Annotated in this window: 13 protein-coding genes; 2 read left to right on the top strand and 11 right to left on the bottom strand. The window is 70.5% G+C overall.

The features are described 5' to 3' along the window. The 10 genes from AC32QD_RS10575 to AC32QD_RS10530 all read right to left on the bottom strand — a co-directional run. The coding region (locus tag AC32QD_RS10575; protein ID WP_492010464.1) for a class I SAM-dependent methyltransferase at positions 1–1,164 on the bottom strand (1,164 nt) is incomplete at its 3' end. 185 nt (positions 1,165–1,349) lie between these two features. Further along, positions 1,350–2,129, bottom strand: a complete 780-nt coding sequence (locus AC32QD_RS10570) for a succinate dehydrogenase iron-sulfur subunit (protein ID WP_492010463.1) — start codon at positions 2,127–2,129, stop codon at positions 1,350–1,352. Positions 2,130–2,141: 12 nt separating this feature from the next. Beyond that, entirely contained in the window at positions 2,142–2,873 is a 732-nt protein-coding gene (locus tag AC32QD_RS10565) for a class I SAM-dependent methyltransferase (protein WP_492010462.1), read from the bottom strand. 25 nt (positions 2,874–2,898) lie between these two features. Next, complete coding sequence (sdhA, locus tag AC32QD_RS10560; RefSeq protein ID WP_492010461.1) at positions 2,899–4,707, bottom strand: succinate dehydrogenase flavoprotein subunit; 1,809 nt, start codon at positions 4,705–4,707, stop codon at positions 2,899–2,901. Positions 4,708–4,723: 16 nt separating this feature from the next. After that, positions 4,724–5,104 carry a succinate dehydrogenase, hydrophobic membrane anchor protein gene (sdhD, locus tag AC32QD_RS10555; protein ID WP_492010460.1) on the bottom strand — a complete coding sequence of 127 codons (381 nt, stop codon included), beginning with the start codon at positions 5,102–5,104 and terminating at the stop codon, positions 4,724–4,726. A 10-nt stretch (positions 5,105–5,114) separates the two neighbouring features. Then, positions 5,115–5,498 (bottom strand): succinate dehydrogenase, cytochrome b556 subunit, encoded by a 384-nt coding sequence (gene sdhC / locus AC32QD_RS10550; RefSeq protein WP_492010459.1) that lies wholly within the window; start codon positions 5,496–5,498, stop codon positions 5,115–5,117. 275 nt (positions 5,499–5,773) lie between these two features. Continuing rightward, the gene (locus tag AC32QD_RS10545) at positions 5,774–6,817 is read right to left on the bottom strand and encodes a MaoC family dehydratase (protein WP_492010458.1); all 1,044 of its coding nucleotides are present in this window, start codon (positions 6,815–6,817) and stop codon (positions 5,774–5,776) included. 67 nt (positions 6,818–6,884) lie between these two features. Beyond that, entirely contained in the window at positions 6,885–7,100 is a 216-nt protein-coding gene (locus tag AC32QD_RS10540; protein ID WP_492010457.1) for a dodecin family protein, read from the bottom strand. Positions 7,101–7,244: 144 nt separating this feature from the next. Then, positions 7,245–7,811 (bottom strand): NnrU family protein, encoded by a 567-nt coding sequence (locus AC32QD_RS10535; RefSeq protein WP_492010456.1) that lies wholly within the window; start codon positions 7,809–7,811, stop codon positions 7,245–7,247. Then, on the bottom strand, positions 7,808–8,701 hold the full coding sequence (locus tag AC32QD_RS10530) for an HpcH/HpaI aldolase/citrate lyase family protein (protein WP_492010455.1): 894 nt from the start codon (positions 8,699–8,701) through the stop codon (positions 7,808–7,810). Before AC32QD_RS10530 ends, AC32QD_RS10535 begins: the two co-directional genes overlap by 4 nt. A 71-nt stretch (positions 8,702–8,772) precedes the next feature. Here AC32QD_RS10530 and AC32QD_RS10525 point away from each other — a divergent pair, with 71 nt between their 5' ends. Continuing rightward, entirely contained in the window at positions 8,773–9,342 is a 570-nt protein-coding gene (locus AC32QD_RS10525; protein ID WP_492010454.1) for a VOC family protein, read from the top strand. Between the two features lie 108 nt (positions 9,343–9,450). Then, on the top strand, positions 9,451–10,413 hold the full coding sequence (gene mdh, locus AC32QD_RS10520) for a malate dehydrogenase (protein ID WP_492010453.1): 963 nt from the start codon (positions 9,451–9,453) through the stop codon (positions 10,411–10,413). A gap of 98 nt (positions 10,414–10,511) precedes the next feature. Here mdh and AC32QD_RS10515 read toward each other — a convergent pair. Further along, positions 10,512–11,198 (bottom strand): Stf0 family sulfotransferase (locus tag AC32QD_RS10515; RefSeq protein ID WP_492010452.1); only part of this gene is annotated, 687 nt, incomplete at its 5' end.

Below are 11,198 nucleotides of genomic sequence, written 5' to 3'. Positions count from 1 at the left end.
GCCGCGCTCGCTCGCCAGCTGGCCGATCAGCATCAGCGGCAGGGCGAGGAACAGCGCCGTTGCGGTCAGCCCCCACAGCCGCCGCCCCTGGCCGTTGCGCGCGGCCTCGGACATCGGGGCCGGCGCAGTCGCGGCGGCCACGCCGGGCGGCGGGATGCCATCCGCCGCTGCCTCCTGTCCTGCCTTGCCGGGCGCGGAGCGGGCCGGGCCGGCCTCGACCAGGCCCCGCCGATCGCCCGCACCGTCGCCGTCCGAACCCCCGCCGCCCGTGTCCTCGTCCCCGGTCTCGTCCCCGGTCTCGTCCCCGGTCTCGTCCGCGGTCTCGTCCGCGGTCTCGTCCGCGGTCTCGTTTTCACCGCCGGTGCCGCCGGCCGCGGCCGTGCCGGCGCGGGCGGCCGTATCGGCGGGGGCGCGCCCAGAGCCGGCGCGGGGCGCCTCCAGCGCGTCGGCGCGGCGCAACAGCACTGCCGTGCCGGCAACCTCGGGCACATAGCCGTGCGCCACCAGGGCGGCGCAGATGCCGTCGTCCTCCCAGGCGTCGGAGGCCTCCTCGGCCATGGTCAGCAGGATCCGCTCGATCTCGCCCAGCTCGGCCCCCGCCAGCAGCCCGGCCGAGCCCAGCGGGATTTCCGAGACGATCAGCGTGATGCGCTCCTCGGCCAGGATCAGGTTGAGGTCCATGAAGGGGACCATCATCACCTGCTGCCACGAGCGGTCGTGCGGCAACAGCGACGAGCTGCGCAGGTCGCGCCGGGCGAAGAACGGCACGCGGCCCTTCTTGCCCTCGGCCAGCACCGCGTTGACGGTCTCGACCCGCTCGACTCCGTTGAGCGCATGGGTGCGCTCGAGATAGGGAATGAGCGCGGTGTTGGCCTCGACCGCGATCACCCGCTCGACGTCCTCGCGCCGGGCGACCAGCGTCGAGAGCACGCCCAGCCCGGCGCCGATCAGCAGCACCCGGTCGCCGGGGCGCAGCGCCGCATCGAGCAGCGCGATCAGGTCGGCATCATAGGCGCCCGAGCGGATCTCGCTGCGGATCTCGGGGATGATCAGGGCCGCATCGGAGGGGCCGTCGAAGGGCAGCAGCACCCCGGCGGGGTGCCGGAGCGGCTCGGGCGGGCCACCGCCGCGTCGCTGAGCGGAGAGGTCGATTACTCGGGACATGAAACGCATACCACCACTGAATGCTCGGCACCGGCTCGGGCCGGTTGCCGCACGAATGCCTCAACCTACAATAATTAGCGGCAAAAGTTCGGCATTAGTTGCGCTAATCTGGTATCACAACTGCCTGTTGATCGGACGGCCGAGGCTGCGCAAGCCAGGGTTGTGCCCCAGCAACCCCCGGTTGATCAGAGCTGGCGCTCCACCATCATCTTCTTGATCTCGGCGATGGCCTTGGCCGGGTTCAGCCCCTTGGGGCAGACCTTGGCGCAGTTCATGATGGTGTGGCAGCGGTAGAGCCGGAACGGGTCCTCGAGGTCGTCGAGCCGCTCGCCGGTGGCCTCGTCGCGGCTGTCGGTGATCCAGCGATAGGCCTGCAGCAGCGCGGCCGGGCCCAGGTAGCGCTCGCTGTTCCACCAGTAGCTCGGGCACGAGGTCGAGCAGCAGGCGCACAGGATGCACTCGTAGAGCCCGTCGAGCTTGGCGCGGTCCTCCTCGCTTTGCTTCCACTCGCGCCCCGGTGCCGGCGTCTCGGTCTCGAGCCAGGGCTTGATCGATTCGTGCTGGGCGTAGAAATGCGTCAGATCCGGCACCAGGTCCTTGACCACCGGCATGTGCGGCAGCGGATAGATGCGCACGTCGCCCTTGATCTGGTCCAGCCCCCAGGTGCAGGCCAGCGTGTTGGCGCCGTCGATGTTCATGGCGCACGAGCCGCAGATCCCTTCGCGGCACGAGCGGCGGTAGGTCAGCGTGGGGTCCACCTCGTTCTTGATCTTGTTGAGCGCGTCCAGCACCATCGGCCCGCAGTTGTCCATGTCCAGGTGATAGACGTCCAGCCGCGGGTTCTCGCCCTTGTCGGGGTCCCAGCGGTAGATGCGGAAGGTGCGCACATTGCTCGCCCCCTCGGGCGCCGGCCATTCCTTGCCCTTGGTGATGCGCGAGTTCTTCGGCAGGTTGAACTGGACCATTTCCCGCTCCTCTCAGGCCGGTTTGCGGCCGATGAAAACCCTCTCGCCGCGGTGCAGCGCGTGGCGCGACACATCCGGCTCGGTGCCGGCGAACTCGGCGAGCTCGAAGCCCGCGCGGCGGATGCGCCCGCGCACATCGCGGCCATAGAAGCGCCGGTGCAGCGGGTCGCCATAGCGCAGCCGGCGCTCCTCGTCGCTCAGCCCCGCCTCCTCGTAGGTCTCGTCCCAGCCCTCGACCACCGGCACCATGATCACCGCCTGCCCTCCGGGCCTGAGCACGCGGAAGACCTCGGCCAGCGCGCGGGCGTCGTTGTCCACGTGCTCGAGCACATGCACCGAGAGCACCATGTCGAACGCGGCATCGGGCAGCGCCATCGCCTCCATGTCGAGCGTGAGGTCGTGGCGCGCGTCGATGTCGGCGGTCACATAGTCCGCGCCGCGCGCCTCGAACCAGCCGCGCATGAAGGGCTCGGCGGCGAAGTGCAGCACGCGCGCCCCCCCGGGCAGGCGCATCTCGCGCTCGACCCACAGTTTGAGCAGCCGGTGGCGCGGCCGCGAATCGCAGGACGGGCACCAGATCTCGGGCTTGTGGCGCACCGGCGAGAACATGCCCTCATAGCCGCACACCGGGCACAGCCGCGGGGTCTTTCCCCACGCCAGCGCGGTGACGTGGTCGATGGCGCGGCGCGCGCGCAGCTCCATCGCCGCCCGGATCTGATCGGGCGTGCGGCCGAGCCCGCTCATGGGATGCGCGCCGTCCCGCATCGCCTCAATAGACCCGCTCTTTCGGCGCGATGCGCTTGAGCTCGATGCCGCCGTCGTCCTCGGGCGTCAGCGGCTCGGTATGCACGGGGCGGTAGCCCAGCGTCACCACGTCCTCGGTGCCGACCCAGGCCAGCGAGTGCTTGCGCCAGGTCTCGTCGTCGCGGTCGGGATAGTCCTCGTGGGAATGCGCGCCGCGGCTCTCGTGCCGGGCCTCGGCGGAATAGATCGTGGCCAGCGCGTTGGCCAGCAGGTTGCCCAGCTCCATCGTCTCCATCAGGTCGGAGTTCCAGATCAGCGAGCGGTCCGACACCTGCACGTCGTCGAAGGCCGCGTCCACCTTGGCGATGCGGGCGCAGCCCTGCTTGAGGTTCTTGGAGTTGCGGTAGACGCCGGCGTCCTCCTGCATCGCCTTTTGCAGGTTGAGCCTCAGCTTCGCGGTCGGCACCTGTCCGTTGGCGTGGCGGATGCGGTCGAAGCGGCTCATCGCCTTGTCGATGGCCTTGTCGTCCAGCGGCGGGTTGAGCGCCTCCGCATCGACCACCTTGCCCGCCCGGATGGCGCAGGCGCGGCCGAACACCACCAGGTCGGTCAGCGAGTTCGAGCCCAGCCGGTTGGCCCCGTGCACCGAGCACGACGCCGCCTCGCCGCAGGCCATCAGCCCGGGCACGATGCGGTCGGGCTCGTCCGCGGTCGAGGCGATCACCTCGCCCCAGTGGTTGGTGGGGATACCGCCCATGTTGTAGTGCACGGTCGGCAGCACCGGGATCGGATCGCGGGTGACGTCGACCCCGGCGAAGATCCTGGCCGACTCCGAGATGCCGGGCAGCCGCAGTTGCAGCGTCTCGGGCGGCAGGTGGTTGAGATGCAGGTTGATGTGATCCTTCTCCGGGCCGACGCCGCGGCCCTCGCGGATCTCGGTGGTCATGCAGCGGCTGACCACGTCGCGGCTGGCGAGGTCCTTGTAGGTGGGGGCATAGCGCTCCATGAAGCGCTCGCCCTCCGAGTTGGTCAGGTAGCCCCCCTCGCCGCGCGCGCCCTCGGTGATCAGGCAGCCCGCGCCGTAGATGCCGGTGGGGTGGAACTGCACGAACTCCATGTCCTGCAGGGGCAGCCCGGCGCGCGAGGCCAGCCCGCCGCCGTCGCCGGTGCAGGTATGCGCCGAGGTGCACGAGAAGAAGGCGCGCCCGTAGCCGCCCGTGGCCAGCACCACCATCTTGGCCGAGAAGCGGTGGATGGTGCCGTCGTCGAGGCACCATGTCAGCACGCCGACGCACCGGCCGTCCTCGGACATGACCAGGTCGATGGCGAAGTGCTCGATGAAGAACTGGGCGTGCTGCTTGAGCGACTGGCCGTAGAGCGTGTGCAGCATGGCGTGGCCGGTGCGGTCGGCCGCGGCGCAGGTGCGCTGCACCGGCGGGCCCTCGCCGAACTTGGTGGTGTGGCCGCCGAAGGGACGCTGGTAGATGGTGCCGGTCTCGTTGCGCGAGAACGGCACGCCGTAATGCTCGAGCTCGACCACCGCGGCCGGCGCCTCGCGCACCAGATACTCGATCGAGTCGTTGTCGCCCAGCCAGTCCGACCCCTTCACGGTGTCGTACATGTGCCACTGCCAGGTGTCCTCGCCCATGTTGCCCAGGCTGGCGGCGATGCCGCCCTGGGCCGCCACGGTGTGGCTGCGCGTGGGGAACACCTTGGTGACGCAGGCGGTTCTCAGCCCCTGCTCGGCCATGCCCAGGGTGGCGCGCAGGCCCGCGCCGCCGGCGCCGACGACGACGACGTCATAGGCATGGTCGACGTATTCGTAGCTCGCCATTCGTCCCTCCGCCGCCTCAGCCCGCCACCGCGATCTTCGCCACCGCGAAGATGCCGATCAGCGCCAGGACGAAGCAGAACATCGTGTTCGCGATCAACAGCGCGGTGCACCAGCCCTTCTCGGGCACGTAGTCCTCGATCACCACCTGCAGCCCTTGCTGCAGATGCCGAAAGCCGACGCCGAGGAACAGCACCGCCACCAGCGCGTGGTAGGGGCTGGAGTAGAGCGCCACCACATAGGCGTGGCCGCTGCCCAGCGCGTGCGCGAAGGGCACGACGAACAGCGGCGCCAGCACCACCAGCGCCAGCGCGGTAAGGCGCTGCTGCCACCAGTGGCCGGTGCCCTCGTGGGCCGCGCCGAGCCCGCCGACGCGGGCGCGTGCCGTCCTGAAACCCATGCCTGCCTCCCTACGCCACGATCCACAGCAGAACGGTCAGCACCACCGAGCCGATCACCACGCCCTGCGCGGCGCGCTCGGCGGTCGCGACCTCGAAGCCCCGGCCGATGTCCCACAACAGGTGCCGGATGCCGTTCAAGAGGTGAAAGGCCAGCGCCCAGGTCAGCCCCAGGAGCACGATATGGCCATACCACGAGGTGATGATCCCGTCGGCGGTGGCGAAGGCCCCCGGCCCCGCCGCCGCGGCGGTCAGCCACCACACCAGCATCATGCCGCCGATCAGCAGCCCGACCCCGGTGATGCGGTGCACGATCGAGGGCACCCAGGTCCATTGTGGCCGGTAGATCTGCATGTGCGGCGAGAGCGGTCGATTGGCGCGGTCAACATCTGCCATGGGCTGCTCCGTGGTCCTGGTGCCGTGCGGCGGGCCGGCAGTGCCGCCCGTCCGAGACGTTGTAGGGCTGCAAACCCGCGCTTTCCAGTGTGAATCTTCCGCAACTGCGAAATGACCCGCCCAGGGGCAGCGCCGCCAAGGCGACGCCCCTGCCGTTGCCGCAGATGCCGGGCGCCGTCCTCGGGCGCCGCGGCATGGTTAAATTTCAACCCACATTTTACGGTTAATTCTTACATGTCCTATATAAGACATATAAGAGTTAAGGCGCCCTCGGCTCAGGCTCCGCGCCGGGGCATCAGCGCCCAGTAGTCGAGGTCCAGCACCACACCCGGGGCGTAATTTCCGCCCTCGCGCAGCACCATCTCGCCCGCCGGCGTGTTCTTCACCGCCACCAGCCTCAGCCGCAGCGCACCGACCGAAGCCACTGATGTAGCCGCCTTTTCCAGCACCTCCGACCAGGCATAGACCGTGTCGCCGGCAAAGCACGGCGCGGCGTGCGTGCCGCCGTTGATCGCCGCCACCAGCTGCGCGTTGCCCAGCCCGTTGAAGCTCAGCGCCCGCGCCATCGAGATGATGTGCCCCCCATAGATCAGCCGCGCCTCCCCACCCCGCGCCGCCGGGTCGAAATGCACTCGCGCGGTGTTCTGCCACAGCCGCGTGGCCAGCATGTGCTCGGCTTCCTCCAGCATCACGCCGTCCACGTGGTTGATCCTCTCGCCCGGCGCGTAGTCCTCCCAGAAATCGGGCGAACCCGCCAACCCACTGTCGTAGCTGGAGAAATCGAGTCCGTCTGGCACCACGAGATCATCGGGCGCCACCGCGTCGGCGAGCTCGGGCACCACCGGCTCGGGCGCGGCCGCCTGGCCGTCGCGCTTCCTGACCATGACCCAGCGGCAGTATTCGAGCACCGTCACGGCCCGCTGGTTGGTGCCGCGCGTGCGCACCCACACGATGCCGGTGCGCCGGTTCGAGTTCTCGCGCAGCCCGATCACCTCGGAGACCGCCGCGAGCGTGTCGCCCGGGTAGACCGGCGCCATGAACCGCCCCTCGGCATAGCCCAGATTGGCCACCGCGTTGAGAGAGATGTCCGGCACCGTCTTGCCGAACACCACGTGGAAGGCGGCGAGCGCGTCGAGCGGGCTGCGCGCGAGGCCGCAGTCCCGGGCGAACTCGTCCGAGGATTGCAGCGCAAAGCGAGAGGGGTAGAGCGCGCCATAAAGCGCCCTGTCCCCCTCGGTCAGCGTGCGCGGGGTGGCGTGGCGGATGCGCTCTCCGAGGCGGAAGTCCTCGAAGAAACGGCCCGGATCGGTCTTCGTCATGCCGGGGTCCGCCCGTGCTGGAGAGCCGGGCCGCCGCGGCCGCCGGCCGCGGCGGGGGGCGGGGGGCTCAGCCCTCGCCCTCGTACTTGAAGGAGATGCGCAGCTTGGTGCGGTAGGCTTTCGCCTGGTTGTTCTCGATCACCACGTCCTGCTCGATCACCTCGGCCACGCGCAGATCGCGCAGGCTCTTGCCGGCGCGGTCGACCGCGGCCTTGGCCGCCTTCTCCCAGGACTCGGGATGGGTCCCGACCAGGGTGATGACCTTGTAGATGCTGTCGGGCATGGGTTTTCTCCCTGTCTCGTTGTCCCGCCCAGCACACATGTGCCGGGCGCGCCGGGCCGGGGGCCGGGATCGGCCGCGAGGGGGCGGCCCGGCCCCGCCATTGTCGCCCAAGGCGTGCGCGCTGTCGAGGCCGCGGCCCCGCCCTCAGCCAGGGACCGGCCGCACGCCCAGCAGCTGCCAGTGGATGAAGACGATCACGCCGAACACCACGGCGGTGATGATCAGGTGCCGCACCAGCCCGGCGGTCGTGCCCCGGGGCGGACGCTGCCAGGCGCCGTCGCGGGCGTTGGAGCCGAGGATCGCCGCGATCGCCCAGACCAGCATGCCGCCGAACAGCACCACCGAGGCCAGGTCGCCGTTGACCAGGAGATGCGCCACCGCCCAGACCGCGACGCCGGTCAGCATCGGGTTGCGCACATAGTGCTTGGCGCTGCTCTTGGCATGGCCGGCGCCGAGCAGGAAGACGGCGATCAGCATCAGCAGGTTGTTGAGGTCCACCAGCCGCGCCGGCGGGAACCAGATGTCGACCACCGCCGCCTGGCGGTAGCCGATCACCATCAGCGCGATGGCGCCCAGCGCCACCAGCGCGAACAGCCCCTTGTAGGGCCCCTCGCCCAGCCGCGCCGCCATCGCGCCGCGCGCGTCGGGGGCGTAGATCGGCAACAAATGTCCGGCCGACCAGAGCGCGAGGCCGAGGATCAGTAGGGTCATGGCGCAGCCTCCGCCTCCGATTGCAGGGCGGCGATGGTCTCGGCCTGGGCGAGCCGTCGCCGCGCATTCTCCACATGCAGGTTCTCCACCAGCCGCCCGTCGACCACGACGACGCCGCGCCCCGCGGCCTCGGCCTCCTCGAAGGCGGCGACCTGGCGCCGGGCGAGATCGAGCTCGGTTGCGGACGGCGCGAAGGTCTCGTTGGCCGGGCCCACCTGGGCGGGATGGATCAGCGTCTTGCCGTCGAAGCCCAGCGCGCGGGCCTGCCGGCAGGCGGCGCGCAGGCTCGCCTCGTCGCGCACCGCGTTGTGCACGCCGTCGAGGATAGCCAGCCCGTGCGCCCGCGCCGCCAGCAGGCACAGCGACAGCGCGGTCAGCACCGGCGCGCGGTTCGCCGTGTGCTCGGCGCGCAGCTCGTTGACCAGATCGTTGGTGCCCATCACCAGGCAGGCGAGCCGCGGCGAGGCGGCGGCGATCTCGCGCGCCTGAAGCACAGCGAGCGGGGTCTCCACCATCGACCAGATGCGCGTGGTCGCGCGCGTCGCGAGCCGCTCGAGCTCGACGGCGATTCGCTCGATCGCCGCCGCGCTCTCCACCTTCGGCACCAGGATGGCGTCGGGCCCGGCGCTGGACGCAGCGGCCAGGTCGGCCTGGCCCCAGGGCGTGTTGAGCGCGTTGATCCGCACCACCACCTCGCGCCGGCCATAGGGGCGTGCGCGCACCGTGCGCGCCACCAGGCTGCGCGCCGCCTCCTTCTCGGCGGGTGCCACCGCGTCCTCGAGGTCGAGAATCAGCGCATCGGCGGGGATCGCCCGCGCCTTTTCCAGCGCACGGGCATTCGAGCCCGGCATGTAGAGCACCGAGCGGCGCGGTCGGAAGCTGGTCTCCATCGGAACCCCTCGTGACGGTGGCCGGCAGCGGAGCCTAGGGCGCGCCGCGCGGCCCCGCAAGGGCGCGCGGCATGGCCGACACGGGCGCCGCGGGGTTCCCGTCGCAGGACCACGGCGACATTGCGCAGGGCTGGGCCGGGGCGCAGGATGCGGCGCAACCAAGCCGGGGCCTGCCGGAGGGGCCGATGCACACGCGCGACATGTTGCCGCCCGAGGGCGCGGGCCGGCCCGACCCCGCCGGCTTCGGCCGGGCGCTTGGCCCCGGGCTGGGCATCAACCTTCTCGTCACCGACGTCGAGCGCGCCGCCCGCTTCCAGGCCGCCGTGCTGGGCGCCAGCGTGGATTACTGGGAGCGCGACTTTGCCATCCTGCGCGCGCAGGGCTCGGTGTGGATGCTGCACAGCGACCGCTCCTATCGCGACCACCCGCTCGGCGGCATCGCACGCGGGGCCGAGGGCCGCGGCGCCGGCGCCGAGCTGCGCCTTCACGGCTGCGACCCGGACGCCGCCGAGGCCGCCGCCCGCGCCCTGGGCGCGACCGTGCTGGCCGGCGCCGCGGACAAGCCGCACGGCGTGCGCGAGGCCCATATCCTCGACCCCGACGGCTATTGCTGGGTGCCGACCGTGCCGGTGCCCGGCTGAGCCCGGCCTTGCGCCCGGCGCCAAATTCGTGCAACGGCTGCGCCGTCCCGGCGAACGCCCAGGGGGCGGTGCGCGTTACAGGGATAGTGGCATTCTAGGGAGACTGTGATGGCCAGGAGCAAGATCGCGCTGATCGGCGCGGGTCAGATCGGCGGCACGCTCGCGCATCTCGTCGGGCTCAAGGAGCTTGGCGACGTGGTTCTCTTCGACATCGCCGAGGGGGTTCCCGACGGCAAGGCGCTGGACATCGCCGAATCGAGCCCGGTGGAGGGCTTCGACGCGCGCTTCGCCGGCGCCAACGACTATGCCGGCATCGAGGGGGCGGACGTGTGCATCGTCACCGCCGGCGTGCCGCGCAAGCCCGGCATGAGCCGCGATGACCTGCTCGGCATCAACCTAAAGGTGATGAAGCAGGTGGGCGAGGGCATCGCCAGGCATGCGCCGGACGCCTTCGTGATCTGCATCACCAACCCGCTCGACGCCATGGTCTGGGCGCTGCAGAAGTATTCCGGCCTGCCGACGGGCAAGGTGGTGGGCATGGCCGGCGTGCTCGACTCGGCGCGCTTCCGCTACTTCCTGGCCGAGGAGTTCAAGGTCTCGGTGCAGGACGTTAACGCCTTCGTGCTCGGGGGCCACGGCGACACCATGGTGCCGCTGACGCGCTTCTCCACGGTGGCCGGCATCCCGCTGCCCGAGCTGGTCAAGATGGGGCTGACGAGCCAGGAGCGAATCGACGCCATCGTGCAGCGCACGCGCGACGGCGGCGCCGAGATCGTCGGCCTCCTGAAGTCGGGCTCGGCCTTCTACGCCCCGGCCAGCTCGGCGATCTCAATGGCCGAGAGCTACCTGCGCGACCAGCGCCGGGTGGTGCCCTGCGCCGCGCATCTCGACGGTGCCTACGGCCAGAAGGGCATCTATCTCGGCGTGCCGGCGGTGATCGGCCACAACGGCGTCGAGCAGGTGCTCGAGATCAGCCTGAACCGCGACGAGAAGGCCATGCTGGACAAGTCCATCAACGCCGTGAAGGGCCTGATCGACGCCTGCAAGGGAATCGACTCGAGTCTGGGCTGAGCCGGCCCCGGGGCCGCGGCGCGCCGCGGGCGGCAGTTCGATCGTCTGCGGCGTCCATCCGCGTGGCGGACGTTGCCGGGACGCTGCGCGGACGCGGATCAGGCGGCGCCGACCGCCTGATCCGCGAGCGCGCCGAGCGTTCCCGCGCGGCGCCGGGCCACCGCCTGCATCAGCCGCGCGTTCTCGCGGGCGAAGCGCGCCGCGAAGTGCTGGTTCTTCTCCGTGCCGATCTTCGTATGCCCGTCCTCCTGCGGGTCGAGCCGGCCGAGCTCCTCGCCGAGCCGGGTCGCAAGCCGGCGGAGCAGGTCCTGGCGGCCCAGAAACATCATCATCTCATAGCTGATGCGCAGCGGCGCAATGCCGCTGGCCGCGAAGAAGCGCTCGAACCTGCACTCCTGGTCCAGAATGTGCGCCAGCCAGTATTCGATGGTGCCGGCGTCGTACTGGAAGTCGCGGTCGGCCCGGCCGATGTCCTCGACCGCCGCGTCGACCGAGTGATAGATCGACGTCGCCACCGACTTGGCGAGCGAGACCGCCTGCAGCGCGATGTCCTCGCGCATGAGGAAGAAGCTCGGGACGTCGGGCGGGAAATGGGCGAGGAAGGCCGCCTCGCTGCCGAAGGTCGTGAGCATCTGGTAGTAGGTGACCTCGAAGCCGAAGACCCCGCCGGATGCCTGCTTGCGCTTGAGCATCTTGACGTAGTTGGTCAGGTTGTCGGCGTTCAGCGACTGGGCGACGCGCGGCACGAAGTTGGGATTGAACCACTCCTCCGGCTTGCCCAGCCG

It is taken from the genome of Thermohalobaculum sp. (assembly GCF_058622915.1).
Note: the sequence above shows the minus strand (reverse complement) of the source record. Positions and strands in the feature narration are given on the sequence as shown.